The organism is Streptomyces sp. NWU339, from assembly GCF_003143855.1.
GTDB lineage: Bacteria > Actinomycetota > Actinomycetes > Streptomycetales > Streptomycetaceae > Streptomyces.
Genome location: NZ_QFRK01000002.1, coordinates 302,384 through 328,821, shown reverse-complemented (window position 1 = coordinate 328,821; position 26,438 = coordinate 302,384). Strand labels below are relative to the sequence as shown.

The 26,438-nt window shown below is 70.4% G+C and carries 25 protein-coding genes and 1 riboswitch; of the genes, 14 read left to right on the top strand and 11 right to left on the bottom strand.

Annotated elements, in window-relative coordinates:
- The first annotated feature begins 94 nt into the window (after positions 1–94).
- The 4 genes from DIZ27_RS04485 to DIZ27_RS04470 all read left to right on the top strand — a co-directional run bounded on the left by DIZ27_RS04485 (position 95) and on the right by DIZ27_RS04470 (position 3,563).
- On the top strand, positions 95–577 hold the full coding sequence (locus DIZ27_RS04485; RefSeq protein WP_219933585.1) for a DUF6010 family protein: 483 nt from the start codon (positions 95–97) through the stop codon (positions 575–577).
- Positions 578–707: 130 nt separating this feature from the next.
- Positions 708–1,652, top strand: a complete 945-nt coding sequence (locus DIZ27_RS04480) for a 1-aminocyclopropane-1-carboxylate deaminase/D-cysteine desulfhydrase (protein WP_375231928.1) — start codon at positions 708–710, stop codon at positions 1,650–1,652.
- Positions 1,653–1,995: 343 nt separating this feature from the next.
- Positions 1,996–2,409: an anti-sigma factor gene (locus DIZ27_RS04475; protein WP_015657891.1), complete on the top strand. Its 414-nt coding sequence runs from the start codon at positions 1,996–1,998 to the stop codon at positions 2,407–2,409.
- On the top strand, positions 2,406–3,563 hold the full coding sequence (locus DIZ27_RS04470) for an RNA polymerase sigma factor SigF (RefSeq protein ID WP_109376948.1): 1,158 nt from the start codon (positions 2,406–2,408) through the stop codon (positions 3,561–3,563). The genes DIZ27_RS04475 and DIZ27_RS04470 overlap by 4 nt, the downstream gene beginning before the upstream one ends.
- A gap of 98 nt (positions 3,564–3,661) precedes the next feature.
- Here the strand turns inward: DIZ27_RS04470 and DIZ27_RS04465 are convergent, their stop codons facing one another.
- On the bottom strand, positions 3,662–4,105 hold the full coding sequence (locus DIZ27_RS04465; RefSeq protein WP_109376947.1) for a hypothetical protein: 444 nt from the start codon (positions 4,103–4,105) through the stop codon (positions 3,662–3,664).
- A 129-nt stretch (positions 4,106–4,234) separates the two neighbouring features.
- Here DIZ27_RS04465 and DIZ27_RS04460 point away from each other — a divergent pair, with 129 nt between their 5' ends.
- Positions 4,235–5,203 (top strand): diacylglycerol kinase family protein, encoded by a 969-nt coding sequence (locus tag DIZ27_RS04460; RefSeq protein ID WP_109376946.1) that lies wholly within the window; start codon positions 4,235–4,237, stop codon positions 5,201–5,203.
- Positions 5,204–5,522: 319 nt separating this feature from the next.
- The gene (locus DIZ27_RS04455) at positions 5,523–5,780 is read left to right on the top strand and encodes a WhiB family transcriptional regulator (protein WP_030219886.1); all 258 of its coding nucleotides are present in this window, start codon (positions 5,523–5,525) and stop codon (positions 5,778–5,780) included.
- A gap of 198 nt (positions 5,781–5,978) precedes the next feature.
- Here DIZ27_RS04455 and DIZ27_RS04450 read toward each other — a convergent pair whose 3' ends face one another.
- A complete protein-coding gene (locus tag DIZ27_RS04450) occupies positions 5,979–7,454 on the bottom strand; it encodes a sensor histidine kinase (protein ID WP_258308224.1) in 1,476 nt (491 codons plus the stop codon).
- A gap of 659 nt (positions 7,455–8,113) precedes the next feature.
- On the opposite strand from DIZ27_RS04450, the gene nagB reads away from it, so the two are divergent.
- The 7 genes from nagB (at position 8,114) to DIZ27_RS04415 (ending at position 16,282) form a co-directional block, all read left to right on the top strand.
- Positions 8,114–8,899, top strand: coding sequence for a glucosamine-6-phosphate deaminase (gene nagB, locus DIZ27_RS04445; RefSeq protein WP_109376945.1), 786 nt, complete (start codon positions 8,114–8,116; stop codon positions 8,897–8,899).
- 197 nt (positions 8,900–9,096) lie between these two features.
- On the top strand, positions 9,097–9,861 hold the full coding sequence (locus DIZ27_RS04440) for a GntR family transcriptional regulator (RefSeq protein WP_109376944.1): 765 nt from the start codon (positions 9,097–9,099) through the stop codon (positions 9,859–9,861).
- Positions 9,862–10,027: 166 nt separating this feature from the next.
- The gene (locus tag DIZ27_RS04435; RefSeq protein ID WP_181383368.1) at positions 10,028–10,294 is read left to right on the top strand and encodes a DUF3311 domain-containing protein; all 267 of its coding nucleotides are present in this window, start codon (positions 10,028–10,030) and stop codon (positions 10,292–10,294) included.
- Positions 10,291–11,919 carry a monocarboxylate uptake permease MctP gene (mctP, locus tag DIZ27_RS04430; protein ID WP_109376942.1) on the top strand — a complete coding sequence of 543 codons (1,629 nt, stop codon included), beginning with the start codon at positions 10,291–10,293 and terminating at the stop codon, positions 11,917–11,919. The genes DIZ27_RS04435 and mctP overlap by 4 nt, the downstream gene beginning before the upstream one ends.
- 95 nt (positions 11,920–12,014) lie before the next feature.
- The gene (locus tag DIZ27_RS04425) at positions 12,015–12,521 is read left to right on the top strand and encodes an N-acetyltransferase (RefSeq protein WP_109376941.1); all 507 of its coding nucleotides are present in this window, start codon (positions 12,015–12,017) and stop codon (positions 12,519–12,521) included.
- A gap of 31 nt (positions 12,522–12,552) precedes the next feature.
- Positions 12,553–12,730, top strand: a riboswitch (cobalamin riboswitch).
- A 124-nt stretch (positions 12,731–12,854) separates the two neighbouring features.
- Positions 12,855–15,254, top strand: a complete 2,400-nt coding sequence (locus DIZ27_RS04420) for a ribonucleoside-diphosphate reductase subunit alpha (RefSeq protein ID WP_109376940.1) — start codon at positions 12,855–12,857, stop codon at positions 15,252–15,254.
- Positions 15,254–16,282 carry a ribonucleotide-diphosphate reductase subunit beta gene (locus tag DIZ27_RS04415; protein WP_109376939.1) on the top strand — a complete coding sequence of 343 codons (1,029 nt, stop codon included), beginning with the start codon at positions 15,254–15,256 and terminating at the stop codon, positions 16,280–16,282. The genes DIZ27_RS04420 and DIZ27_RS04415 overlap by 1 nt, the downstream gene beginning before the upstream one ends.
- Positions 16,283–16,336: 54 nt before the next feature.
- Here DIZ27_RS04415 and DIZ27_RS04410 read toward each other — a convergent pair whose 3' ends face one another.
- Positions 16,337–16,648, bottom strand: a complete 312-nt coding sequence (locus tag DIZ27_RS04410; protein ID WP_146228902.1) for a hypothetical protein — start codon at positions 16,646–16,648, stop codon at positions 16,337–16,339.
- Between the two features lie 94 nt (positions 16,649–16,742).
- On the opposite strand from DIZ27_RS04410, the gene DIZ27_RS04405 reads away from it, so the two are divergent.
- Complete coding sequence (locus DIZ27_RS04405; RefSeq protein WP_109376937.1) at positions 16,743–17,705, top strand: helix-turn-helix domain-containing protein; 963 nt, start codon at positions 16,743–16,745, stop codon at positions 17,703–17,705.
- 21 nt (positions 17,706–17,726) lie between these two features.
- On the opposite strand, the gene DIZ27_RS04400 is transcribed toward DIZ27_RS04405, so the two are convergent.
- The 8 genes from DIZ27_RS04400 to DIZ27_RS04365 form a co-directional block, all read right to left on the bottom strand.
- Positions 17,727–19,106 carry a cytochrome P450 gene (locus tag DIZ27_RS04400; protein ID WP_109376936.1) on the bottom strand — a complete coding sequence of 460 codons (1,380 nt, stop codon included), beginning with the start codon at positions 19,104–19,106 and terminating at the stop codon, positions 17,727–17,729.
- Positions 19,103–20,188 carry an epi-isozizaene synthase gene (cyc1, locus tag DIZ27_RS04395; protein WP_109377023.1) on the bottom strand — a complete coding sequence of 362 codons (1,086 nt, stop codon included), beginning with the start codon at positions 20,186–20,188 and terminating at the stop codon, positions 19,103–19,105. The genes DIZ27_RS04400 and cyc1 overlap by 4 nt, the downstream gene beginning before the upstream one ends.
- 337 nt (positions 20,189–20,525) lie before the next feature.
- Entirely contained in the window at positions 20,526–21,176 is a 651-nt protein-coding gene (gene def / locus DIZ27_RS04390; protein ID WP_109376935.1) for a peptide deformylase, read from the bottom strand.
- 124 nt (positions 21,177–21,300) lie between these two features.
- On the bottom strand, positions 21,301–22,281 hold the full coding sequence (locus tag DIZ27_RS04385) for a hypothetical protein (RefSeq protein WP_109376934.1): 981 nt from the start codon (positions 22,279–22,281) through the stop codon (positions 21,301–21,303).
- 210 nt (positions 22,282–22,491) lie between these two features.
- Positions 22,492–23,742, bottom strand: a complete 1,251-nt coding sequence (locus DIZ27_RS04380) for an HD-GYP domain-containing protein (protein WP_109376933.1) — start codon at positions 23,740–23,742, stop codon at positions 22,492–22,494.
- Positions 23,739–25,151, bottom strand: coding sequence for an HD-GYP domain-containing protein (locus tag DIZ27_RS04375; RefSeq protein ID WP_109376932.1), 1,413 nt, complete (start codon positions 25,149–25,151; stop codon positions 23,739–23,741). Before DIZ27_RS04375 ends, DIZ27_RS04380 begins: the two co-directional genes overlap by 4 nt.
- A 212-nt stretch (positions 25,152–25,363) precedes the next feature.
- Complete coding sequence (gene rsrA / locus DIZ27_RS04370) at positions 25,364–25,717, bottom strand: mycothiol system anti-sigma-R factor (RefSeq protein ID WP_109376931.1); 354 nt, start codon at positions 25,715–25,717, stop codon at positions 25,364–25,366.
- A complete protein-coding gene (locus DIZ27_RS04365) occupies positions 25,714–26,409 on the bottom strand; it encodes a sigma-70 family RNA polymerase sigma factor (RefSeq protein ID WP_219933584.1) in 696 nt (231 codons plus the stop codon). Before DIZ27_RS04365 ends, rsrA begins: the two co-directional genes overlap by 4 nt.
- Positions 26,410–26,438: the final 29 nt, after the last annotated feature.

Sequence of the window (26,438 nt, the reverse complement as noted above, 5' to 3'; positions counted from 1 at the left end):
CCGTCGGAAGCTGTCGCCCGGCCCCCTGGGTGCGCGGGAAACCCGCTCCTAGCGTGGTGAGCGATCCCAGGTCCTCCCAGGAAAAGGCCCCGCCATGCAGTACGTCGCCCCCATCGGCATCGGTGTTCTCTACGCCCTGCTGATGTCCCTCGTCCGCGAGCCGCACCGGCGGCGGCTGAACGCCGTCATGGTCGCCGGCGCGGGCGCCGCCTACCTCAGCGGGGGCGGCCTGGGCGGCTGGGAATTCGCCTTCACGGCGCTGATCACCTACGTCGCGTTCCGCGGCCTGGACTCGTGGACGTTCATCGGCGTCGGCTGGCTGCTGCACACCGCGTGGGACGTCGTCCACCACCTCAAGGGCAACCCCATCATCCCGTTCGCCCCCACCTCGTCGCTGGGCTGCGCGATCTGCGATCCGGTGATCGCCCTGTGGTGCCTGTGGGGAGGCCCGTCACTGATCGACCTCGTCCGCCACCGGGGCCGCGGCCACCGCCACGACAGCGCGAATTCCACCCCCGTCGAGGCCGCCGGGCGGCCCGGCACCGGGGAACCGGTCCCGAGCGGCAGTTCGAACTGACGAAGAGTGTCGGCCACGCGTTCGCCTACGGCACGACCGACGGCGGCGGAATTCAGCCATGCTCGCCCCGGACGGCCGGGCGCCCGCCCCGCCCGGCGCCCGGCTCCCCCTGCCGGGCGACAATGGCCCGGTGACCAGCCCGGACACCCCCGACCCAGCGTCCGCCGCCTCCGCCACCGACCGCGCGGGCCTCGCGGAGCTGCACCCCCGCCTGCCCTCGCCGGTGCAGGACATCGCGGACGAGCGGTTCGAGCGGCGCGGGGTCCGGCTGCTGCTGAAACGGGACGACCTGATCCACCCGGAACTGATCGGAAACAAGTGGCGCAAACTCGCGCCGAATCTCGCGGCGGCAGCCGGTCGGACCGTGCTCACCTTCGGTGGCGCGTACTCCAACCATCTGCGGGCCACCGCCGCCGCCGGCCGGCTGCTCGGTCTGCGCACGGTCGGCGTGGTGCGCGGCCAAGAGCTCGCCGACCGCCCCCTCAACCCCTCGCTGGCCCGGTGCGCGGCCGCCGGCATGCGGCTGCACTTCGTCGACCGGGCGACCTATCGCCGCAAGACCGCGCCCGGCACCTTGGCAGCCGTGCTGCACGCGGCGGGCGCCGAGGACGCGTACGTCGTCCCCGAGGGCGGCAGCAACCCCCTGGCCGTGCGCGGTTGCCGGGTGCTCGGGGAGGAGTTGGCCGGCCGGGCGGACGTCGTCGCGGTGGCGTGCGGCACGGGCGGGACGCTCGCCGGGCTGGCCGCCGGACTCGGCTCCGGTGCTCGCGCACTGGGCGTTCCGGTACTGAAGGGCGGCTTTCTGGCCACGGACATACGTGCCCTTCAGGCCGAGGCGTTCGGCGGTCCGCGCGGCGACTGGGGCCTGGAGGACCGCTTCCACTTCGGCGGTTACGCCCGTACCGCCCCGGAGCTCGAGGAGTTCGCCGCGGACTTCGAGCAACGTCACGGCGTACCCGTCGAACGTGTCTATGTCGCCAAGTTGCTTTACGCCCTTGTCTCCCTGGCCGAGGAGAACGCGTTCCCGCGCGGGAGCACGGTCGCGGCGGTCGTCACCGGCCGCCCCTTCCCGTGAGCACGTGAGCACGTGAGCACGTGAGCACGTGACTACAAGAGCACGGTGGCAGACTGGTTCCAGCATCTCGTCGAGCACGTCCCCGTGTGACGCGAGAGGACTCCGGCAACGGACGGTTCGACCGTGTGACGTCTGGGTACGTCAATCCGGCGCGCGCTCTTCCCTTTCGGGCCCGCAGACCCCTAGCCACGGAGCGTATCCGTGGTTTTACTATGAGTGACAGCACGGGTCGGGGTCCCGGGGACAGGACCGTCGGGAGCGCGGTAGCGTCACCGCTGAACCACGTATCGCGTTGCCGGGGGCGACCCCGGCCCTGAACGCTTGTACCACCTTGGAGGTGAGGGTGTCCCAGATCGCAGGCGAGCCCGCGACCCAGGACTTCGTGGAAGTCCGGCTGCCGGCCGCGGGTGCCTACCTGTCGGTGCTGCGTACGGCCACGGCCGGTCTCGCGGCCCGGTTGGACTTCACCCTCGACGAGATCGAGGACCTGCGCATCGCGGTCGACGAGGCCTGCGCGATCCTGCTTCAGCAGGCCGTGCCGGGTTCGGTGCTCAGTTGTGTCTTCCGCCTCGTCGACGACTCGCTCGAGGTCACGGTCTCGGCGCCGACCACGGACGGTCACGCTCCCTCGCGTGACACCTTCGCGTGGACCGTCCTGTCCGCTCTCGCGGGCAAGGTCTCCTCCGCCGTGGACGACGACAAAACCGTTTCGATCAGCCTCTACAAACAGCGCGGCGCGGGACCCGGGCCGGCGTGAGGAACGAGGACGGGCCGGTGCGGGACGAAGAACGCGGCACACGGGGGCTGCCTGCCGAGCGGATGCCGGGCGGTATCGACGGCATCGACGCCATCCCGGAACAGGCCCGGCCCCATCCGGAGGACGACTCCGCTCAGGCCGGTCCGCCGGGCGGCGGGCAGCCCGGCGGTGCCGCACGGAGTACGCCCGAGGCCGGGCGGCGGCCCGGGGCCTCCCCCGGACACCGGGAAGCCCCGGCGCGGGCGAGGCCGACGGCGGGGGACGAGGCGAGCGCTCGGGGAAGGGCGACGGGCGGGACGATGAACGAGCACGAGCGACACGCCGAGAGCGAGGTGCCGCGGACGCCGAGCGCACAGGGCGTCCAGCACACCCCGGTGACGCACGGCGCGCAGCGCGACCCGCAGGACCGCAGCGGGGCACGCGCCTTGTTTCTCGAGCTGCGCACCCTGCAGGACGGCAGTCCCGAGTACGCGGAGCTGCGCAACCGGCTGGTCCGCATGCATCTGCCGCTCGTCGAGCACCTCGCGCGCCGCTTCCGCAACCGCGGGGAACCCCTGGACGACCTGACCCAGGTCGCCACCATCGGTCTGATCAAGTCGGTCGACCGCTTCGACCCGGACCGCGGCGTGGAGTTCTCGACGTACGCGACCCCGACGGTCGTCGGCGAGATCAAGCGGCACTTCCGCGACAAGGGCTGGGCGGTCCGTGTCCCCCGCCGGCTGCAGGAGCTGCGACTGGCGCTGACGACGGCCACGGCCGAGCTCTCGCAGCTGCACGGCCGTTCCCCCACGGTGCACGAGCTCGCCGAGAAGCTGGCGATCTCGGAGGAGGAGGTCCTGGAGGGCCTGGAGTCCGCCAACGCGTACTCCACGCTGTCCCTGGACGTCCCCGACACCGACGACGAGTCCCCGGCGGTCGCGGACACCCTGGGCGCCGAGGACGAGGCGTTGGAGGGGGTGGAGTACCGCGAGTCGCTCAAGCCGCTGCTGGAGGATCTCCCTCCGCGCGAGAAACGGATTCTGCTGCTGCGCTTCTTCGGCAACATGACCCAGTCGCAGATCGCACAGGAGGTCGGCATCTCACAGATGCACGTCTCCCGGCTGCTGGCCCGCACGCTGGCGCAACTGCGCGAGAAGCTTCTCGTAGAGGAGTGAGCGAGGAGTGACCCGCCGCACGGTGGAACGAGCCGCCGCGCGGCGGGAGCGAACGGCAGCGGCACCCGAACGGCAACGGCGGCCCGGGAGGTGGGGAGCTACTTCTCGGCGTTCCCGGGTCCCCGGATGCCGAGGGCCCGGGTCGTCTCGGGGTTGAGCAGCAGTACCAGGGCCGTCACGGCCACCACCGCGAGCACGATCCCCGCCGGGATGGCCACACTGTCGGACTGCAGCAGGTTGTAGGCCACCGGCAGCGCCAGGAGCTGGGTGACGACGGCCGGGCCGCGGCTCCAGCTTCGGCGGCCGAGCAGCCCGCGCGCGGCGAGCAGCGGCAGAAGTGCGAGCACCACCAGCGTGAGTCCGCCGGTGACGGCCTGCTGCCGGTCGTCCGGTTGACCGGTGATCCCGCGGACCAGCATCCAGACCCCGCCGGCCAGCAGGCCCAGCCCCTCCAGGGCGGCGAGCCCCGCGGCGTACGTCAGACGGCGCGGGCGGGGGCCGGCGGTGTCCGGAGTGGTGGTGGGGGTCTGCTCGCTGCTCACCCCTGAAGGGTAGCCCTCGCTCGCACGCGCCCCCGTGCCGAGGTTCGCGCCCCCGGTCCCACCCGGTGTCCGTTTTCGATCACCCCTCGGCCTGGGCTCCGGTACCGCCCAGTAGGTACCCTGCAACGCATGCGTGCACTTCTCGTGGTCAATCCGGCGGCAACCACCACGAGTGCGCGTACGCGCGACGTGCTGATCCACGCGCTCGCCAGTGAGATGAAACTGGAAGCGGTGACCACCGAGTACCGGGGGCACGCACGGGACCTGGGCCGGCAGGCGGCGGAGAGCGACGACATCGATCTGGTGGTGGCCCTCGGCGGCGACGGCACGGTCAACGAGGTCGTCAACGGCCTGCTGCACGCCGGCCCCGACCCGGAGCAGCTGCCCGGCCTCGCCGTGGTCCCCGGCGGCTCCACCAATGTCTTCGCCCGCGCCCTGGGCCTGCCCAACCAGCCCGTGGAGGCCACCGGCGTCCTGCTGGACGCGCTGCGCGAGAGGCGCGAGCGCACCGTCGGCCTGGGCCTGACGTCGGGCACACCGGGGACGGACGACGAGGCCGTGCCGTCCCGCTGGTTCACGTTCAACGCGGGACTGGGCTTCGACGCCGGGGTGGTCGGCCGGGTGGAACAGCACCGTGAGCGGGGCAAGAAGTCCACTCACGCGCTGTACATGCGTCAGGTGGTGCGCCAGTTGCTCGGAGAGCCGCGCCGTCGGCACGGGGTGATAACGCTGGAGCAGCCGGGCGAGGACCCGGTCACCGATCTGCTGCTCTCCATAGTGTCGAACGCCTCCCCGTGGACGTTTCTCGGCAATCGCCCGATCTACGCGTCACCTAAGGCCTCGTTCGATACCGGCCTCGACATCTTCGGTCTGAAGCGGCTGTCCACCGCCACCGTTGCCCGGTATGGCACCCAGTTGCTCACTTCGTCCCCCGAGCGCGGGCCCCGGGGCAGGCACGTGGTCGCCGGACACGATCTGACCCAGTTCACCTTGCATTCGAAGGTGCCACTGCCCCTCCAGATGGACGGTGACCACCTCGGACTGCGCACCAGCGTGACGTTCACAGGCGTTCGCCGTGCACTGCGTGTGATTGTGTGAGCGGAAAAGGCTAAAGTCCTTTCACTCGAACGTTTAGGCCAGGATCCACCCCATGGAAGTACGGCTGTGACCTAGTCGACACCGATGAATCAAAAAAAACTTTCCGGAAGGGGTTGTATCCGCCGCCGAGGTTTGCGAGTCTCTACATGGCGATCAGGACGGCCCGCAGCATCGGCCTCCACAGATCGCCGGAACCCCCTTCACACCCAAGGACCACGCCAGGGAACCTGGCGTTCGGCCCTTCACTTGTTGGGGGATTCGTGAAAGCGTTCACATTCACAAGCCATCGTGTAGTTCACACCAAGGAGAGGTAGCAGCCATGGACTGGCGTCACAACGCCGTTTGCCGCGAGGAAGACCCCGAGCTGTTCTTCCCCATCGGCAACACCGGTCCTGCGCTGCTGCAGATCGAGGAAGCCAAGGCCGTCTGCCGTCGCTGCCCGGTGATCGAGAGCTGCCTGCAGTGGGCACTCGAGTCCGGTCAGGACAGCGGCGTCTGGGGTGGTCTCAGCGAGGACGAGCGCCGCGCGATGAAGCGCCGCGCCGCTCGCAACCGGGCCCGTCAGGCATCCGCCTGACAACCCACCCCTGCTGACAGCCTGAGCTTGGCGGCGCGTACAGCGCGTACGCATCTCCCGCCCCCGAGCCGCAGCACGCAGTTCCCCCGATGCTCCCCCGAGTTCTCGGCTCACCTCGAGCCGGAGGGGAACGCCATCGAACAAGCGAAGAGCCCCGGACCGGGAAACGGTCCGGGGCTCTTCGTTTGTCGCTCCGCGTCACTTGTTCATGTCCACCGGGATGTCCAGGATCACCCGGGTGCCCCCTTCCGGGGCCGGGACCATGTCGAAGGTGCCGCTCAACTCGCCCTCGACCAGGGTCCGCACGATGTGCAGGCCCAGGTTGCCCGCAGTGTGCGGGTCGAAGCCCTCGGGCAGGCCGACGCCGTCGTCCTGGACGGTGACCAGCAGGCGGGTCTCCTTCGTGGTGCCACCGCGGACCGCGGTCACCTCGACCGTGCCGGTCTCCCCCTCACGGAAGCCGTGCTCCAGGGCGTTCTGAAGCACCTCCGTCAGCACCATCGACAGCGGGGTGGCGACCTCGGCGTCGAGTATGCCGAAGCGGCCGGTGCGCCGGCCGGTGACCTTGCCCGGGGAGATCTCGGCAACCATCGCCAGGACCCGGTCGGCGATCTCGTCGAACTCCACGCGCTCGTCCAGGTTCTGAGAAAGCGTCTCGTGCACGATCGCGATGGACCCGACCCGGCGCACCGCTTCCTCCAGCGCCGCGCGGCCGCGTTCGGAACCGATCCGCCGGGCCTGGAGGCGCAGCAGCGCCGCCACCGTCTGGAGGTTGTTCTTCACCCGGTGGTGGATTTCCCGGATGGTCGCGTCCTTGGTGATCAGCTCTCGTTCACGGCGGCGAAGTTCGGTGACGTCCCGGAGCAGGACCAGTGAACCGATGCGGGTTCCCTTCGGCTTGAGCGGGATCGCCCGGAACTGGATCACCCCGCCGGTCGCCTCGATCTCGAACTCGCGCGGCGCCCAGCCGCTGGCGACCTTGGCGAGTGCTTCGTCCACCGGCCCGCGGGAAGGGGCGAGTTCGGCGGTCGTCCGGCCGAGATGGTGGCCGACGAGGTCTGCCGCGAGACCCATGCGGTGGTAGGCGGACAGGGCGTTCGGGGAGGCGTACTGGACGATGCCCTCGGCGTCGAGCCGGATCAGCCCGTCGCCCACCCGGGGCAGGGCACCCATGTCGAGCTGCCGGTCCGCGAACGGGAAGGCTCCGGTGGCGATCATCTGCGCGAGGTCGGAGGCGCTCTGCAGGTAGGTGAGTTCCAGCCGGCTGGGGGTGCGCACCGTGAGGAGGTTGGTGTTGCGGGCGATGACGCCGAGAACGCGGTCCTCACGCCGTACGGGGATGGACTCGACGCGGACCGGGACCTCCTCGCGCCACTCCGGGTCGCCCTCCCGTACGATCCGTCCCTCGTCCAGGGCCACGTCCAGCATGGGCCGGCGACCGCGCGGGACGAGATGGCCGACCATGTCGTCCTGGTGCGAGGTCGGGCCGGTGTTGGGCCGCATCTGGGCGACGGAGACATAACGGGTGCCGTCCCGGGTGGGGATCCATAGGACCAGGTCGGCGAAGGACAGGTCGGAGAGCAGCTGCCACTCCGAGACCAGCAGATGCAGCCACTCGAGGTCGGTCTCGTTGAGAGCCGTATGCCGACGTACGAGTTCGTTCATGGTGGGCACGTCAGCGAGCGTACCGGGGCGTCGTACCCTCCCCGGAAACACCCGCGGGCCGCGGCGCCTGAGAGGGACCCTCAGCCCTCCCGGCACCGCAGCCCGGAGCGACATCGGCCGCGGGGTGTGCGGTCCCGGTCGGCCGAGGGGGTGAGGAACCGGGGCAGTCAGGGCAGAGAGCTCCGGATCCTCGGTCCGCCTTCCTGTGCGGGGAAGGCAGGCTGGTGTGCACTGATACGCATTGTGGACTAGACCACTACCCGTGTCCATGTGTCGGATGCTGTTCGCTGTTGTCTTTTTCCGCAGCGACTCTCCACGCCGGCTTTCTGCACCGGCTTCCTGCGTTGACTTTCAGCGTCGACTTCCAGCGTCGACTTCCAGCGTCGCGTTTTCCATGATCACGCGGAGACGGGTCCACGGTCGCCCGCTGTGCAGCCTATCCCGCGGGGGCGCGGTGCGGGACCGGAAGAGCACGGTGATTTCGGCGATTGGGCCGTGACCGCCCCGCCCTGGGATGCTGAGGCGGGACCGAGGGCCCGGCACCCGCGGCCTCGGCCCGGGACGGAACCCCGGTTCTGTTAAATTGATATTGGTCTAAACCATACGACTCGTCCGCCCGTCCCGGGCCGGTCATCAGTCGAGTCCCCTCTCAGATCGGCAGGCTCAGCGTGGAAGTTGTCATCGTTCCGGACGCCAAGGCCGGCGGCGAACTCATCGCCGGGGCCATGGCGCACCTCCTGCGGCGCAGGCCCGACGCCCTGCTCGGCGTGGCCACCGGCTCCACACCGCTGCCCGTCTACCAGGCGCTGGCCGACCAGGTGCGCTCCGGTGCCGTGGACACCTCCCGGGCGAGGATCGCCCAGCTCGACGAGTACGTGGGGCTGCCCGTCGATCACCCCGAGTCCTACCGTTCGGTGGTCCGGCGCGAGGTGCTGGAGCCGCTCGGGATCGGGACGGACGCCTTCCTCGGCCCCGACGGTTCGGCCGAGGACGTGCAGGCCGCGTGCGAGGCGTACGACAAGGCGCTGGGCGACGCCGGCGGCATCGACCTGCAGCTGCTCGGCATCGGGACGGACGGGCACATCGGGTTCAACGAGCCGTGCTCCTCACTCGTCTCGCGCACCCGGATCAAGACGCTGACCGAGCAGACCCGGATGGACAACGCGCGCTTCTTCGAGGGCGACGTCGACCAGGTCCCGCACCACGTCATCACCCAGGGCATCGGCACCATCCTGGAGGCCCGCCACCTGGTGCTGTTCGCCACCGGCGAGGGCAAGGCGGAGGCGATCGCCGCGACCGTCGAGGGCCCGCTGGCCGCCGTGTGCCCGGCGTCCGCCCTGCAGCTGCACCCGCACGCCACGGTCGTCGTCGACGAGGCCGCCGCCGGCAAGCTCAAGTTCGCCGACTACTTCCGGTACGCCCACGTGAACAAGCCGGACTGGCAGGGGATCTGACCGAAAGCGCCGAAGGCGCCGTGGGCACCGGGTACCCACGGGCCGCCCCGGTGGACTAGACCAGCCTCCGCCCCAGGGGTATACAGAGGGGATCACGGAGCGTGCGGGGGGCGCCCCCCGCCCACAGCCGTGCCACGATGTGAGCCGGGGCCGATGGGGTGTCGGTCGTTCGGCACTCGGAGCCGGGAAGGCAGAGCATGAGCACCGACGTCAACAGTACGGAGAGCGAGGTCGGGACCACGGTCCGTACGGCTCGCGTGCCCAAGTACTACCGGTTGAAGAAGCACCTGCTGGACATGACCGAGACGGCTCCGCCCGGCACGCCGGTCCCGCCCGAGCGCACCCTGGCGGCGGAGTTCGACACCTCGCGCACCACCGTGCGCCAGGCGCTCCAGGAGCTGGTGGTCGAGGGCCGCCTGGAGCGCATCCAGGGCAAGGGCACCTTCGTCGCCAAGCCCAAGGTCTCGCAGGCGCTGCAGCTCACCTCGTACACCGAGGACATGCGCGCCCAGGGTCTGGAGCCCACCTCCCAGCTGCTGGACGTCGGCTACATCACCGCCGACGACGGGCTCGCCGAACTGCTCGACATCACCCCCGGCGGACGGGTGCTGCGCATCGAGCGGCTGCGCATGGCCAACGGGGAGCCGATGGCCATCGAGACCACCCACCTGAGCGCGAAGCGCTTCCCGGCGCTGCGCCGCAGCCTCGTCAAGTACACCTCCCTCTACACCGCCCTCGCCGAGGTGTACGACGTCCACCTGGCAGAGGCCGAGGAGACCATCGAGACCTCGCTGGCCACCCCGCGCGAGGCCGGCCTGCTCGGCACCGATGTGGGACTGCCCATGCTGATGCTCTCCCGGCACTCCCGGGACCGGGACGGGCAGCCGGTGGAGTGGGTGCGGTCGGTGTACCGGGGCGACCGGTACAAGTTCGTCGCCCGCCTGAAGCGCCCCCAGGACTGAGCCCCGGAGGGATCGACGGGGGTTTCACCGGGGATTCCGCCGCTGTCCGGGCGAGGTTCCGTGGAGTTTAAGTACGCAATCCCCGCGAGGGGTTCCGTCCCGGCCCGCCGCGACCTAGATTTCCTGCGCGTCAAACAGGCGATCAGCGAGGGGACGGAACCGTTCTATGTCGCAAGCCCCAGAAACCAGCAGATGGCCGGTGGTGACGCCGATGCGCGTCGTCATCGCCGTCTGCCTCCTGGCACCGTTCGTGGCCCTGATGTGGGTCGGCTCGTATGCGAAGACCGACCCCGTCCTCATGGGCATCCCGTTCTTCTACTGGTACCAGATGCTGTGGGTGCCGGTCTCCGCCTCACTGACGATGACCGCGTACAAGCTGTGGCAGCGTGACCAGCGCGCCCGCGCGGCCTCGAAGGGCGGTGCTCAGCGGTGAACGACGGCGTGAACGGCGTGGCACTCGCCGTCTTCATTTTCTTCTTCGTCCTCGTCACGGTGATGGGCTTTCTGGCCGCCCGCTGGCGCAAGGCCGCGAACGAGCACAGCCTCGACGAATGGGGCCTGGGCGGGAGGTCGTTCGGCACCTGGGTCACCTGGTTCCTGCTCGGCGGCGACCTGTACACGGCGTACACCTTCGTGGCCGTACCGGCGGCGATCTACGCGGCCGGCGCGGCGGGCTTCTTCGCGGTGCCGTACACGGTCCTCGTGTACCCGCTGATCTTCACCTTCCTGCCCCGGCTGTGGTCGGTTTCGCACAAGCACGGCTACGTGACGACGTCCGACTTCGTGCGCGGGCGGTTCGGCTCCAAGGGGCTGTCGCTGGCGGTGGCGCTCACCGGCATCCTGGCGACGATGCCGTACATCGCGCTCCAACTGGTCGGCATCCAGGCGGTGCTGGACGTGATGGGCGTCGGCGGCGGGGAGAGCACCCACTGGTTCGTCAAGGACCTGCCGCTGCTGATCGCCTTCGGTGTGCTGGCGGCGTACACGTATTCGTCGGGTCTGCGGGCCCCCGCGCTGATCGCGTTCGTGAAGGACACGCTGATCTATCTCGTGATCGCGGTGGCGATCATCTACATCCCGATCAAGCTGGGCGGCTTCGACGCCATCTTCGCCAAGGCGAGCGAGGCGTACAGCGAGACCAACCCGGCCACGGGCGCGCCGCGCGGTTCGCTGGTGCCGGGCGAGGCGGGGCAGTGGACTTACGCCACGCTGGCGTTGGGCTCGGCGCTCGCGCTGTTCATGTACCCGCACTCGATCACCGCGACGCTGTCCTCGCGCAGCCGTGAGGTGATCCGCCGCAACACCACGATCCTGCCGCTGTACTCACTGATGCTGGGTCTGCTGGCGCTGCTCGGTTTCATGGCGATCGCGGCCGGGATCGATGTGAGCAACGGGCAACTGGCGATCCCGCAGTTGTTCGAGAACATGTTCCCGGACTGGTTCGCCGGTGTGGCCTTCGCGGCGATCGGCATCGGTGCGCTGGTGCCGGCGGCGATCATGTCGATCGCGGCCGCGAACCTGTTCACCCGCAACATCTACAAGGACTTCCTCAAGCCCGACGCGACACCGGCGCAGGAGACCAAGGTCTCCAAGGTGGTCTCGCTGCTGGTGAAGGTGGGTGCGCTGGTCTTCGTCCTCACCATGGACAAGACGGTCGCCATCAACTTCCAGCTGCTCGGCGGCATCTGGATCCTGCAGACCTTTCCCGCCCTGGTGGGCGGCCTGTTCACCCGCTGGTTCCACCGCTGGGCGCTGCTCGGCGGCTGGGCGGTCGGCATGGTCTACGGCACGGTCGCGGCGTACGGGGTGGCCTCGCCCACGCAGAAGCACTTCGGCGGTTCGTCGGACGAGATCCCGGGCATCGGCGAGATCGGCTACATCGGTCTCACCGCCTTCGTGCTCAACGCCCTGGTGACGATCGCCCTGACGTTCGCCCTGAGGGCGGCCAAGGCCCCCGAGGGCATCGACGAGACCCGGCCGCAGGACTACACGGCGGACGCGGGCGACCCGGGTGTCAGCACGGAGCTGCCCCTGGACACGGCGGAGAGCAAGCACTGACGCACCCGGCGTCCGGCTCCAGCCCCCTCGCGGGGCTCACGGGCCGTCGGAGAAATCCGGCGGCCCGTCGCCGTTCCGTCGGGCACACTCGCCTCATGGACATCGTCACCCGGCCGGTGGAGCCGTACGAGTACGAGGAACTCGGCGAGCTCACCGCGCAGGCCTATCTCCTGGACGGGCTGCTCGACTTCGGGGAGAGCGACGCGTACCTCGGCCGGCTCCGGGACGTGGCGGGGCGGGCGGCGGCCGCCGAGGTGCTGGTCGCCGTGGAGCGGGGGACGGTGCTGGGCGGGGTGACCTTCGTGCCGGGCCCCGGTCCGATGGCCGACATAGCGGGGCCGGACGAGGCGGAGATCCGGATGCTGGCGGTCGCCCGCGCGGGCCGGGGCCGTGGCGCCGGGGAGGCCCTGGTGCGCGCCTGCGTCGACCGGGCACGGGCGATCGAGGGGTGCCGTCGGATCGTGCTGTCGACCCAGCGCACCATGCATTCCGCCCACCGCGTCTACGAACGGCTGGGTTTCACCCGCACCCCCGGACGCGACTGGAACCCGCTGCCGGACCTGGACGACGTCATGCTGCTCACCTACGAGCTGACGCTCTGACATTACCGCGCTCCAGCACCACCCTGACACAAGATATGGGTCCGCTGGCGGCACACGGCACAAGATGTATGCTCATGCTTGCTGTCGCCGCAGGGGAATCCGGTGTGAATCCGGAACTGTCCCGCAACGGTGTACTTGTGCGTGTCCGCGTTTCCCGCGTGCCCGCACGGGCTTCAGTCCGAGGACCTGCCGACAGTGCGCCCGGCCGTCCGGTCCGGGTGCCTGACGTCCGGGCCTCGTGGAATGGGCCGGTGGACGCGAGGTGCGTGCGCGCGCCCGTGTGCTGCCCCCTGCCCTCGACGAGGCCCCGTGCCGAGCGAGGGAGAGCCTCACGTGACCATCGCGCCAGCCGATCCGGCTTCAGCGGTCGACGTGACCGACATGAGCGACGTGAGCGACGGCCCCGGTGCCGCGCTGCTGCGGACCCTGACCGAGCTGACCGCCGACCTCCAGGGCGCCGACCCCGGCCGGGTCGCCGCCGCCGCGCTGCGCGGCCGGTCCGCCCATGCGGACGAGACCGAGCTGCGGGAGCTGGCCACCGAGGCGGCGGCCGGGCTCATCTCCGAGGACCCCGCCTACTCCCGGCTCGCCGCACGGCTGCTGACGCTCGGCATCCGTGCCGAGGCCGCCTCGCAGGGTGTCACGTCGTTCACCTCCTCGATCTCGACGGGACACCGCGAGGGCCTCGTCGCGGACCGGACCGCCGAGTTCGTCGTGCTGCACGCGGCCCGCCTCGACGCGCTGGTCGACCCCGGCGCGGACGACCGTTTCGGCTACTTCGGCCTGCGCACCCTGCACAGCCGCTACCTGCTGCGGCATCCGGTCACCCGCAAGGTCGTCGAGACACCGCAGCACTTCCTGCTGCGGGTCGCCGCCGGTCTCGCCGAGAACGGCACCCCCCGCTCGGTGGACGAAGTCGCCGCGCTGTACGGCCTGATGAGCCGCCTGGAGTACCTTCCCTCCTCCCCCACCCTGTTCAACTCCGGTACCCGGCACCCCCAGATGTCGTCCTGCTACCTCCTCGACTCACCCAAGGACGAGCTGGACTCCCTCTACGACCGCTACCACCAGGTGGCCCGCCTCTCCAAGCACGCCGGCGGCATCGGCCTGTCCTACTCCCGCGTCCGCTCCCGCGGTTCGCTGATCCGCGGCACCAACGGGCACTCAGGCGGCATCGTCCCGTTCCTGAAGACCCTGGACTCCTCGGTCGCCGCCGTGAACCAGGGCGGCCGGCGCAAGGGCGCGGCGGCGGTCTACCTGGAGACCTGGCACTCGGACGTCGAGGAGTTCCTGGAGCTGCGCGACAACACCGGTGAGGACGCCCGCCGTACGCACAACTTGAACCTCGCGCACTGGGTGCCGGACGAGTTCATGCGTCGGGTCAGCGCCGACGCGCCGTGGTCGCTGTTCTCCCCGTCCGACGTCCCGGACCTGGTCGACCTGTGGGGCGAGGAGTTCGACGCGGCCTACCGGGCCGCCGAGGCGGCGGGTCTGGCGACGAAGAAGCTCCCCGCGCGGGAGCTGTACGGGCGCATGATGCGCACCCTCGCCCAGACCGGCAACGGCTGGATGACCTTCAAGGACGCCGCCAACCGCACCGCCAACCAGACCGCCGAGCCGGGCCACGTCATCCACTCGTCCAACCTGTGCACGGAGATCCTCGAGGTCACCAGTGACGGGGAGACGGCGGTCTGCAACCTCGGGTCGGTCAACCTCGGCGCGTTCGTCGACCGGGCGAACGGCGGCCTCGACTGGGAGCGGCTGGACGCCACCGTCCGCACCGCCGTCACCTTCCTGGACCGGGTCGTCGACATCAACTTCTACCCGACCGAGCAGGCGCGCCGTTCCAACGCCCGCTGGCGCCCGGTGGGGCTGGGCGTGATGGGCCTCCAGGACGTCTTCTTCCAGCTCCGGCTGCCCTTCGACTCCCCCGGGGCGAAGGCCCTCTCGGCCCGTATCGCCGAGCGGATCATGCTCGCCGCGTACGAGACGTCCGCCGACCTCGCCGAGTCCCACGGCCCCCTGCCGGCCTGGGAGAAGACGCGTACGGCCCGGGGTGTCCTGCACCCCGACCACTACGGCGTGGAGGCGACCTGGCCCGAGCGGTGGGCCGCGCTGCGCGAGCGCATGGGCACGACCGGCCTGCGCAACTCGCTGCTCCTGGCGATCGCGCCGACCGCCACCATCGCCTCGATCGCGGGCGTGTACGAGTGCATCGAGCCGCAGGTGTCCAACCTGTTCAAGCGCGAGACGTTGTCCGGCGAGTTCCTCCAGGTCAACTCGTACCTGGTGGACGACCTGAAGCGGCTGGGCGTCTGGGACGCGCGGACCCGTGAGGCGCTGCGCGAGGCGGGGGGCTCGGTGCAGGACTTCACCTGGATCCCCGAGGAGGTGCGCGGGCTGTACCGCACCGCGTGGGAGATCCCGCAGCGCTCTCTGATCGACATGGCCGCCGACCGCACCCCGTTCCTGGACCAGTCGCAGTCGCTGAACCTGTTCATGGAGACGCCGACCATCGGCAAACTCTCCTCGATGTACGCCTACGCCTGGAAGCGGGGCCTGAAGACCACGTACTACCTGCGCTCGCGCCCCGCGACCCGCATCGCCCGCGCGGCCCAGGGCCAAGCCCGAACGCAAGCACCCTCCCCGGCCCCCGGCCGGCAGTCGGCGTCCGACCCCGAAGCGGTCGCCTGCTCCCTTGAGAACCCCGAGTCCTGCGAGGCCTGCCAGTGATGTCCAGCACCGCCACCACCGCCCGAGCCCAGAACCTCCTCGACCCGGGCTTCGAGCTCACCCTGCGCCCCATGCGCTACCCCGACTTCTACGAGCGCTACCGGGACGCCATCAAGAACACCTGGCACGTGGAGGAGGTCGACCTCCACTCGGACGTCGCCGACCTGGCGAAGCTCAGTCCGGAAGAGCAGCACCTGATCGGGCGGCTGGTGGCCTTCTTCGCCACCGGCGACTCGATCGTGGCCAACAACCTGGTGCTCACCCTCTACAAGCACATCAACTCCCCGGAAGCACGGCTGTATCTGTCCCGGCAGCTGTTCGAGGAGGCGGTGCACGTCCAGTTCTATCTGACCCTGCTGGACACCTATCTGCCCGCCCCGGAGGACCGTGCCGCCGCCTTCGCCGCGGTGGAGAACATCCCCTCCATCCGCGAGAAGGCCGAGTTCTGCTTCACGTGGATGGACTCGGTGGAGAAGCTCGACCGGCTGGAGACGCGGGCCGACCGCCGCCGTTTCCTGCTCAACCTGATCTGCTTCGCCGCGTGCATCGAGGGCCTGTTCTTCTACGGGGCGTTCGCCTACGTCTACTGGTTCCGCAGCCGGGGTCTGCTGCACGGTCTCGCGACGGGCACCAACTGGGTGTTCCGGGACGAGACGATGCACATGTCCTTCGCCTTCGACGTGGTCGACACCGTGCGCAAGGAGGAGCCGGAGCTGTTCGACGACCGGCTTCAGCAGGAGGTGACGGACATGCTGCGCGAGGCGGTCGAGGCGGAACTGCAGTTCGGGCGCGACCTGTGCGGCGACGGGCTGCCGGGCATGAACACCGAGTCGATGCGGCAGTACCTGGAGTGCGTCGCCGACCAGCGTCTCGTCCGCCTGGGCTTCACGCCGGTGTACGGCTCGGACAACCCGTTCTCCTTCATGGAGTTGCAGGGCGTCCAGGAGCTCACGAACTTCTTCGAGCGGCGTCCGTCCGCGTACCAGGTCGCCGTGGAGGGCACGGTCGACCTGGACGAGGACTTCTAGGACGGTCCGCAGGGCCTGGGGCCCGTCCGGCATCCGCCGGGGTGCCACCCGTTCTCACGCCGCGCGTGCGGTGTGCTGTGAGGTGGCACTCCGTGCGGGGCCGTGCACGGTGCTCCCCGCCGGCCGGGACGGCCCGACGACCGTGAGTCGCCACGCGGCAGCCGCGCGTCCCGCCGCTTCCCGCCCCGCCGCTTCCCGCCCCGCCGCTTCCCGTTCGGCCGCGGCGCTGTCGGCCTCGGCCCGCCTCAGCTGCCGGTCCGTCCTCCGGTCGCGCGCGATGCCGACGACGGCGGGGAGAACCATCAGGGCGAGCAGTCCGAGGACGAACAGCATTCCGGTCAGTGCTTCCATCTGCGTCGTGTCCATGTGCATCACTGTCGCGCCGGACACTCCCCGCCAACCAGTGGCAGAACTGCCGCACCCCCTCGATTTACTGCCATCGGCGAGGCACACTGGAGCCATGCTCCGTAATGTGGCCGTCGTCCTGCTCGACGGCGTGAACCCCTTCGAACTCGGCGTCGTCTGCGAGGTCTTCGGCGTCGACCGCAGCGATGAGGGCCTGCCCGTCTACAATTTCGCGGTCGCCTCGGCCGAAGGCCCCACCCTGCGCAGCAACACGGGCTTCTCACTCCAGGTCGAGCACGGCCTGGAGCGCCTGGAGACGGCGGACCTCATCGCCGTACCCGCCGGGTCGTGCTACGAGACACGGGACTTCCCGCCCGAGCTGCTGGACGCGCTGCGCCAGGGTGTGGACCGGGGCGCCCGGGTCCTCAGCGTCTGCTCCGGTGTGTTCGTGCTCGCCGCCGCCGGCCTCCTCGACGACCGGCGCGCCGCCGTCCACTGGCGCCATGCGGATGCGCTGACCAGGAGGTATCCCCACCTGACCGTCGAGCCGGAGGTGCTCTACGTCGACGAGGACCCGGTGATCACCTCCGCGGGCACCGCTGCCGGTATCGACGCCTGTCTGCATCTCGTGCGCAAGGAACAGGGCTCCGCCGTCGCCAACCGGATCGCGCGGCGCATGGTGGTGCCCCCGCACCGCGACGGGGGTCAGGCCCAGTACATCGAGCGACCGTTGCCGCAGTCCGGGGGCGACACCGTCTCCGAGGTGCTGGTGTGGATGGAGCGCCATCTGGACGAGGAGGTCACGGTCGAGCAGCTCGCGGCCCGCGCCCACATGTCCCCGCGCACCTTCGCCCGCCGCTTCCAGCAGGAGACCGGCACCACGCCGTACCGCTGGATCCTGCGCCAGCGGGTCCTGCTCGCCCAGCAGCTGCTGGAGGGGACGGACGAGACGGTGGACGCGATCGCGGGCCGTACGGGCTTCGGCAACGCGGCTACGCTGCGCCACCATTTCGTGCGCACCGTGGGCACGACACCGCACACCTACCGGCGGACGTTCCGCGGCCCCGAGGCCGCCTGAACGCCCGCCGGACGGGACGGTTCAGCGCGCGACCGGCCTCAGCAGCAGCCGGTTCGGCCGCAGGGTGATGCCGACCCGGGTGGCGTCGTCGGAGCCGGCCACCTGCTCGAAGCGGTACCTCGTCGCCAGCGCCGCGGTGGTCAGTGTCAGCATGGCCATGGAGAAGTGGTCGCTCGGGCACTTGCGGTTGCCCAGGCTGAAGGGACGCATGGCGTACCTCGGAACGTCCTTCGAGTGTTCCGGAAGCCACCGGTCCGGGTCGAACTCCAGGTTGCGCTCGTACGACTTCGGATCGCGCTGGATCGCGTACGGACTGTAGATGATGTCCGCCCCGGCCGGAATGCGGTAGCCACCGAGTTCCTTGTCGGCGACCGCCCGGCGCGTCAATATCCAGACGGCGGGCCACAAACGCATGGCCTCGACGACGACATTATTGGTGTGGGTGAGCTTGCGGACGTCCTCGAATGCCACCGGACGCCCACCGGTGACGTCGAGTACTTCGTTTCGCACCCTGTCCCCGTGTTCCGGATGCGCGGCGAGTGCCTGAAGCAGCGACATGATCGTGGAAGCGATCGTCTCGCTGCCGGGGGTGAGTATCGCGACCACCTGGTCGTGGATCTCCTGCTCCCCGATCGGGTCGCCATTGTCGTCCTTCGCCGTCAGCAATGCCGTCAGCAAATCGTCCGGCTTTTGACCGGATGCGCGGCGTTCGGCGACGATCTCGTCGACCACGCGGTGCAAATCGGCCAGGGCCCGGTTGAATTCGCGATAGGCCGGCAGCGGCAGCTTGTACAACGGGCCGAGCGGCACCACCATCCGCCGGTACATGCCGCGGAAGACGGTGTCGAGCGCGGCGCACAGCCGCTCCGCCCGCTCGTCCATGTACTCACCGCGCAGCAGACAGCGCGCCGCGACGCGCACGGCGATCCGGAACGACTCGGAGGTGCAGTCGACCGGCTCCCCCGACGCCCAGCGTTCGGTCAGCGCGTGTGCCTCCTCCTCCATGATCGGGCCGTAGGCGGGGATGGCGTCGAGTTTGAAGGCGGGCTGGATGGTGCGCCGCTGACGCCGGTGCAGCGGGCCGTTGGCCGTGGCCACGCCCTCCTTGCCGAGCAGGCCCTCCAGGGACTCCCACAGGGGGCCGGAGATGATGTAGTCGGGATCGAGCGCCAGCGCCCCGGTGAGGGCGGGCGTGGTGACGGCGTACACCGTCTTGGGGCCGAGCTTCAGCCGCACGATGTCGCCGTGGTCGCGCAGCTGGGCCATGAAGGCCAGTGGATCGCGGACCAGTCTGAGGCCGTGGCCCAGGCCGGGGACTCCGCCACCGGCCACCGGAGGCTCGCACGGTTCGGTCGCCGCGGACGCGTCAGACGCGTCGGGCTTCACCGACTCGACGGTCATTTCTCACCTGCCGCTTCGTTGTTGACGTACGGGGGCGTGGAGCGGTCGTCCCAGCTGTCGACCATGTACCGGCCGGACTCGTGGTGGAACCAGTAGACGGAACTGAACCAGTTCCGCATGTTTCCGAGACAGACCCGCACGGCGGCCCCCATTTCCTTTCCTCCCACCGTGCCGTCGTCGAGGCTGTCGGCGAACTTCAAGGCGTTCTTTTCGGCATCCAGGAATTCCGTGATGCATTCCTCGACGCGGCGCCGCACATCGGTGACCGCCTCTTCGAGGGTCAGCCCTTCATGGACGATGAGACTGATTCCGAGATTGTGCACCTCATGACCCGCTATTTCCTTCGGGAGCGAGCAGAGGTCGTTGTACCAGGCGGCGAATTCCTGACTGAGCAGGGCCGCCTTCCGATAGGACGGGTCCTTCCGTACGGCGTCCGGGAGTTCACAGCCCGCACTCGGCTCCAGGAGATCGGTCCAGATCCAGTGTGCGAAGGTGAGCCGACGCAGTTCGAGGTACTCCTCGACGGTCGGGACGATTCCCTCCGTCCGGTTGTGGAACTCCCGGTCGTACGCCTCAATCACCGTGTGGAAGTGCCGGGCGAACCGGGCGTTCCAGGTGTCCGGAAGGAACGAGTACAGCCGCCGCACGCTGTCCGCGAGCCCGGCCACCAGTGGATCCTCGTGACGCAGGTGCTCCGTGGGACTGTCGAGAGCCGTGTGCAGCAGGTCCTTCAGCCGCCGCCAGGCGGCGGGTCGGCCGTGCACGATGTCGCGGTCGTGACGGTCGTCCCAGACGAAGAACCACGCGCTGTAGTCCGCTATCGCCTGCAGGACCTCGTCGGCCGCGTCGGTGTAGTAGCCCGCCATGAGGTCCGTGTAGCACAGGCCATCGGCATATTCGGCCACCTTGTCGGGCTGCATCAGCCGCTTTTCGAGCAGCCACGCACGGGTTTCCTGCTGGAGCCTCGGCCAATACGGATGGAGTCGCCGGGAAAACGCCGCCTCGATCACCGGGAGAGACAGCGCCTGTGGTACCAAGACGGTGGTCGGTTTCGATGTGGTGCCGTGTGACAAAGCATGCACGAACAATCCCCTCTCGGCCGCCAGTTGACATGTGCCCGGTCCTCTCTGCCGGGCGTGCGCCGGTGCGTATCCCCACGCCTCCATTCAGCACCACAACTGACCGCCCTGGGGACGTATTTGCTCCATTCACTACCCCGCGGTGCCGAGATTCTCCCCTTGTGTGGCTGATTTCAGGGTTGATGACCCGTCGAGGGATCGAACACATGACGGAAAGGCGAACGGCGTCCGGTCCGGAAGGGAATCCGGACCGGACGCCGTGCGCAGGTGAGTTCTGTGCCCCGGGGGACCTGAGCGGCGGCAGGGGTCACCGGGCTCCAGGGGGCGAAGGACCCGGTGGTCAGTCGTTGGCGACCACGGGGTAGCGCGGCTCGTTCTCGGCCATCTGCCGCAGCGCGTCCTTGCGTTCCCGCTTGGACAGCCGGTCGATGTAGAGGTAGCCGTAGAGATGGTCGGTCTCGTGCTGCAAACACCGTGCGAAGTAGCCGGTGCCGCGCACCTTGACCGGGTTGCCCTGCTCGTCCTGACCGGTCACCTCGGCGTAGTCGGGCCGGGCCAGCGGAGCGTACGCGGTGGGTACCGACAGGCAGCCCTCGTTGGTGTCGTCCAGCCGGCGCCTCTCGGCGGGCAGTTCGACCAGCTTGGGGTTGCAGACCACCCCGGCGTGACGCACACCTTCGTCGTCCGGGCAGTCGTAGACGAAGACCTTCAGGTCGACGCCGATCTGGTTCGCGGCCAGCCCCACGCCCTCCGCGGTGCGCTGGCTGGCGAACATGTCCGCGACCAGCTGCTGGAGCTCGGGGCCGAAGTCGGTGACGTCCCTGCACTCCTTGTGCAGCACCGGGTTGCCGACCACGGTGATCGGTCGCGAGGTGCCTCGCTCGACCCAGGCGGCCTCGCGCTCGGCGCAGTCCTCCGTGTCGATGACGTACCCCTCGTCGTCGACGGGGAGCACGCCCGCGTGCTGCTGATCGGTGTCCTGCTGAGCCATGACCGACGTACGCCTTCCTGGAAAACATGGGGGATGGTGCTGATACAGGGTACGGTGACCGGCCGCCTCGCCGGCCCCGGTCCCCGACGTGGTCTGCGCCCGGCGCGCGGCCCCGGCAGCCGGCCTAACAAACCTCTTCCAGGTCCCGCCAGTCGCGTGAGTCCGGGCTGTCCGCGACCCAGCCGTCCAGCAGGCCGCGGACCAGCGAGGCGGGTGCGGCGAGCCCGCACTCCCGCTCCGGCACCCACAGCTGCCCGTCGGTGCGGTGGCCGAGCGGCCCGGGGTGTCCGGGCTCGCTGTGGTCGTGCGGGTCGAGGTGCTCGCCCTCGCCCTCGTCGGACGGCATCCGGGACTCCGAGCACATCCGGCACAGCAGCCGCACCGAGGACGACCAGTCCTCGGCGGCGAATCCCGCGTCCGCGGCCAGCTGCTCCAGGGCGTCCCGGTCGGCCTCGCCGGCGGCCTCCAGCAGGACCACCCAGGTCGGCACGGGTGAGGGCGCCCACAGCTCGATCTCGTCGAACACCGGGTAGGTGTGTCCGGCGACCGTGCTCCGCTCGCCGTGCGGCACCCCGTCGTGCAGGACGACCTCGCCCCAGCGGCGGCCGGAGGACGGCAGCGGAATGGACAGCACCTCGATCCGCGCGGGGTCCAGCCGCCGCCCCCAGACGACCTCGGCCTCCCCCTCCGGGGACAGCCGTACGGCCGCGCTGCCCAGGTCCATGCCGAGCGGCTCACCCGAGCCGGTGGGGCTCCCGGGCACCCGGAGCCCGTAGGCCTGCCAGGCGCGGCGGGCCAGCGGCCAGTCCTGCAGGGCGGTGGCGGCGATGCCGACGTTCCACCAGTCGGGCGCCCCGGTGTCCCGGTCGAGCAGCGCGACGGCCCTGAGGCCCGCCGCCCGTGCCTGCTCCCAGTCGTGCCGGAACTTGTGCAGCAGCGCGAGGTTGAACCAGGACTCCGACAGCCAGGGTTCCAGATCGGCGGCCCGGGTCAGCAGCGCGCCCGCGTCCTCGTACCGGCCGTCGCCGATGAGTGTGAACGCGCGGTCCGTGGCCTGCCGCCAGGAGGCGGAGGGCCGGTTCCGTCCCTTGCCGAAGATCCTCACGATTCCCGCCTGCCAGTTCCGTTCGGTGGGCGGCCTAGCCCCCCGGACACCGTCTCCTTCGCATCCAACCACGTACGGCCGGAACGGCGCTCATTACCCATGGGTTACCCAGCCCCGGGCCGGGTAAGACCGTCCCGTTCGCGGCTCTCGCCGCGCTCGGCACCCGCCCTCGCACCCCGGCGCCGCCCCCGTGCCGATGTCCTCATCCCCTCAGGTCGCATACCGGTCTCCGTGTTCTCCGAGGTCCCTGCGTTCCCGGGACAGCACCCGGGCCAGTGATTCGACGACCTGGGGCGCGTACTCCCCGGCGGTACCCAGCCGCAGTTCCTCCAGTGCCGTGAGCGGCCCGCCGGGCCCTCCTGCCCGGGACTTCTCGTCGTACGCGTTCACCACCCGGACGATCCGCGCGGCCAGTGGCTGCTCCCGGTGGGGGTCGGCCTGCCGCTCCACGATCCCCGCCACCCGCGGGTCCACGCCGGTCTGGCGGACCACCGCGCCGCCGAGGAGGGCGATCCGCCGCTGTTCCGGGACGGACAGGGCGGCGGTGGCGCCCACGGGCACCGGGTCGACGAGGCTGAGCTGGCCGATGTCGTGCATCAGGGCGGCGTACTCCAGCACCGTCAGGTCGGGTTCGGTCAGCCCCAGGTCCCGGCCCACCGACTGGCTGAGTTCGGCGACCCTGCGGGCGTGCCCGGCCGGGGTGCAGCCGGCGATCTCGGTGGCTCGCGCGAGGGAAGTGATGGTCTGCCGGTAGGTCGCCCGGACCGCGGCGTACCGCCGATAGGACAGCTGTGCGAGCAGCAGCGGCACGGACAGGAGGGGCAGCGCCCAGAGTCCCACGACCGCGACGCCGAGTGCCATCACCGCGCCCGTCGCGACGACGGCGGCCCCGATGCCGGGCAGGGCCCGCAGCTCGTCGCGCAGCGCCGGCGGGAAGGGCCGGCCGGTGCGGGAGTGGGCCAGTGCGGCGGCGAGCACGGCGTCGCAGAGCGTGGACAGGGACAGCAGGGCGAGCAGCAGCAGCGCGTGGGCGGAGCCGCCCCAGTCGTCGAACGTTCCTCGGCCGTAGAGGGGCTGGAAGCACACGGCGACGAACCCGACGGTGAGTGTCCGGCGGGCCAGGTGGTCGCGTGCGGGTCCGGGGCCGCGCCCGACGTGCGGCACGCTGCCGAGCAGGGAGCCGGCGAGGACCACGGTGACGATCTGGGCCGCGTCGTGGTGGGTGGACCGCCCGTCGGCCTCACCGAGCAGCGCGTACGCCAGTGCCCCGGCCGCGGCGAGCGGTGCGGCCTGACGGATGTGCGACCCGTTGTGCCGGGTGAGTTCGCCGGCGGCGACGAGCACCCCGAAGGCGAGGGCGATGCCCCGTTCCGTGATCCCGTTCCACAGGGTGGCGCCGAGACAGCCGGTGGTGAGCACGGCGGCGCATGCGTGCACGAGGGTGTGCAGCCGGAGGCTCATCGGCGGGCCCGGGGCTGGTCGGCGACGGGTCCGGCGGGGCCGGGGGCGGCGTCGGGAGCGGGGGCGGGGGCCGGTGCGGGAGCGGGCGGGCCGGGGGGCCGGACGTCCTCGGCCGTCACCGCGGGATGCCAGCCGGCCCGGCCGATCGCCCGTACCAGCGCTTCCACCATGCGCGGGTCGAAGTGGGCGCCCGCACACCGCTGGAGCTCCTCCAGCGCCACGGGCACCGGCCGGGCCCTGCTGTAGGACCGGGTGGAGGTCATCGCGTCGAAGGCGTCGGCGACGGCCACCACCCGCGCGGACTCCGGGATCTGACCGCCCGCCAGCCCGTAGGGGTAGCCGCTTCCGTCCAGCCGCTCGTGATGGTGCAGCACCGCCGCGCGGGCCTCACCCAGGAAGGAGATCCCCCGCACCATCTCGTGCCCGTACTCGGGGTGCAGCTCGATCACCCGCCGCTCCTCGGGGGTCAGCGGTCCGTTCTTGGTGAGCAGCCGGGTGGGCACACCGAGCTTGCCGACATCGTGCAGGATGCCCGCGAAGCGCAGCACCTCGGTCCGTTCGTCGTCCATGCCGAGCTCGCGCGCGATCATCGTGGAGGCCTGCCCGACCCGCTCACTGTGCCCGCGCGTGTACCCGTCCTTGATGTCGACGGCCTGCACGAGCGCGCGGATCGTCGCCTGGTGGGCGGCCCGCTCCCGGTGGTACTGGGCGAATGCCCACCACGAGACACACATCGGCAGCAGTACGAGCAGCGCGGCCACCGGCCCGTAGGGGCCGCGCCACAGCAGGGCCATCATCAGTCCGGCGAGCCCGTGCACGGTGACCGGCGCGAGCGACCGCAGGAACAGCCGCCACCAGGCGGCCGGGCTCCCGCGCCAAAGCGGCACGCCGGCCGTGAGCGCCACGATGCCGTGGTCCAGCAGGGTGAGGAGCAGGCAGAACACCAGCACCGAGGCGCCGACCGCGCCCAGCGCCGCCGGCACGTCACCGGCCGCGACCGCGTCCCGGCCGTCGGCCGCCTGGTGCGCCCGGCTCGCGGCCCACACGGCGAGCGTCAGCTGAGCGGCCCGCCAGATCCGCCGCGCGAGGAACGGCCGCTGTTCCACCGGAGTGAGCAGCGCGCCGGGCAGCGCGACCAGCGCGGCAGCGGACGGCGGCAGCAGGAAGGCCGCGGCCAGCAGCACGGGATGGAAGGTGCCGCCCGGATTCGGGACACCGAGGTACCGGGACCGGACGAGGCACTCACAGCATGCGTACAGCACGGCGAGCGAGGCGAACTCACGCCAGGGAACGTGCGGCATCTGCAGGCCGTGCACGGTCTGCGCGACGTGCGGCGGCAGCAGACAGAGCAGGCCCGCCACGGCGACACCGGCCACATACACGCGGGCCCGCGTCGGTAACGCCTCCATGAGCCCCTCCCCCCGACCGTGCCTGCCGCGCTCGACGGCCTGCCGTCTGTCAGGTTCTGGAGCCTAGGGGGGCGAACGACGCTTCCGCGGGCCCAGAGTCCGCGGATTAGCACGTACGGGTGACGTCGCTCCCCTTTCGGGGGATATTTTCGGGGAACGGTTTCCAGGTCGGCCGGAGTCGGGCTGCCATACGACCGGTCGGGCGGCCGGTCTCAGGACTCCTGCGGCGTGGCCTGCGGGACCTGGGACGGCTCGGAGACCTGGGGGGCCTGGGCCGGAGAAGCCGTGACGTCCTGATCGGGAACGGCCTGGCCGGAGCGGATCAGGTCGAGTCGGCCCATGACCTTGGACCGCAGGTCGCCCGGCACGTCGTCATGCCCGCAGCACCGCTTGACCAGCTTCTTCACCGCTTGCTCGAGTCCGTACTTCTCGAGGCACGGCGAGCATTCCTCGAAGTGGTGCTCGAACTTCACGCAGTCGGCATCCGGCATCTCACGGTCGAGGAACTCGTAGAGATGGTCGAGGATCTCGCTGCAATCCGTCTCGTGCGGCTCTCCGCAGCTCATGACCCCGAGCCTTTCGCTTCGTTCGACTGTCCGGCGCCCGCCGGGACCAGTCCGCGCTCGCGCGCGTAGTCCTCGAGCATGCCGCGCAGTTGGCGGCGACCACGGTGCAGCCGGGACATCACGGTACCGATGGGTGTGCCCATGATGTCGGCGATCTCCTTGTAGGCAAAGCCCTCGACGTCCGCGAGATACACGGCGATGCGGAACTCCTCGGGAATCGCCTGGAGCGCTTCCTTGACGTCCGAGTCGGGCAGGTGGTCGAGCGCCTGCGACTCCGCCGAGCGCAGACCGGTCGACATGTGCGACGCGGCACGCGCGATCTGCCAGTCCTCGATCTCCTCGGCGCCGCTGCGCTGCGGTTCACGCTGCTTCTTGCGGTACGAGTTGATGAAGGTGTTGGTGAGGATCCGGTACAGCCACGCCTTGAGGTTCGTGCCTTCGCGGAACTGGTGGAAGGACGCGTACGCCTTGGCGTACGTCTCCTGGACCAGGTCCTCGGCGTCCGCCGGGTTGCGCGTCATGCGCAGTGCGGCCGAGTACATCTGGTCGAGGAATTCGAGGGCGTCCCGCTCGAAGCGCGCGTTGCGCTCCGCGGGCGATTCGGCGTTCTTGTCGCCCCTGCCGCCCCGGCCCTCGGGCTGCTCCGCCTGGCCGTGTTCGGTCCCTGCGCCGGTACCGGGAACCGGACCCACCTCCTCCAGAGTCGTCGTGCGACCCGAAG

What these genes read in the sequence shown, in the direction of transcription:
- DIZ27_RS04405 (WP_109376937.1), top strand. Translation starts at nt 16,743, where the DNA reads ATGCTCCGTAATGTGGCCGTCGTCCTGCTCGACGGCGTGAACCCCTTC.
- DIZ27_RS04440 (WP_109376944.1), top strand. Translation starts at nt 9,097, where the DNA reads ATGAGCACCGACGTCAACAGTACGGAGAGCGAGGTCGGGACCACGGTC.
- DIZ27_RS04485 (WP_219933585.1), top strand. Translation starts at nt 95, where the DNA reads ATGCAGTACGTCGCCCCCATCGGCATCGGTGTTCTCTACGCCCTGCTG.
- DIZ27_RS04380 (WP_109376933.1), bottom strand. Translation starts at nt 23,742, where the DNA reads ATGAGCCTCCGGCTGCACACCCTCGTGCACGCATGCGCCGCCGTGCTC.
- DIZ27_RS04410 (WP_146228902.1), bottom strand. Translation starts at nt 16,648, where the DNA reads ATGGACACGACGCAGATGGAAGCACTGACCGGAATGCTGTTCGTCCTC.
- DIZ27_RS04375 (WP_109376932.1), bottom strand. Translation starts at nt 25,151, where the DNA reads ATGGAGGCGTTACCGACGCGGGCCCGCGTGTATGTGGCCGGTGTCGCC.
- rsrA (WP_109376931.1), bottom strand. Translation starts at nt 25,717, where the DNA reads ATGAGCTGCGGAGAGCCGCACGAGACGGATTGCAGCGAGATCCTCGAC.
- DIZ27_RS04460 (WP_109376946.1), top strand. Translation starts at nt 4,235, where the DNA reads ATGCGTGCACTTCTCGTGGTCAATCCGGCGGCAACCACCACGAGTGCG.
- DIZ27_RS04435 (WP_181383368.1), top strand. Translation starts at nt 10,028, where the DNA reads ATGTCGCAAGCCCCAGAAACCAGCAGATGGCCGGTGGTGACGCCGATG.
- def (WP_109376935.1), bottom strand. Translation starts at nt 21,176, where the DNA reads ATGGCTCAGCAGGACACCGATCAGCAGCACGCGGGCGTGCTCCCCGTC.
- DIZ27_RS04400 (WP_109376936.1), bottom strand. Translation starts at nt 19,106, where the DNA reads ATGACCGTCGAGTCGGTGAAGCCCGACGCGTCTGACGCGTCCGCGGCG.
- DIZ27_RS04425 (WP_109376941.1), top strand. Translation starts at nt 12,015, where the DNA reads ATGGACATCGTCACCCGGCCGGTGGAGCCGTACGAGTACGAGGAACTC.
- DIZ27_RS04415 (WP_109376939.1), top strand. Translation starts at nt 15,254, where the DNA reads ATGTCCAGCACCGCCACCACCGCCCGAGCCCAGAACCTCCTCGACCCG.
- DIZ27_RS04455 (WP_030219886.1), top strand. Translation starts at nt 5,523, where the DNA reads ATGGACTGGCGTCACAACGCCGTTTGCCGCGAGGAAGACCCCGAGCTG.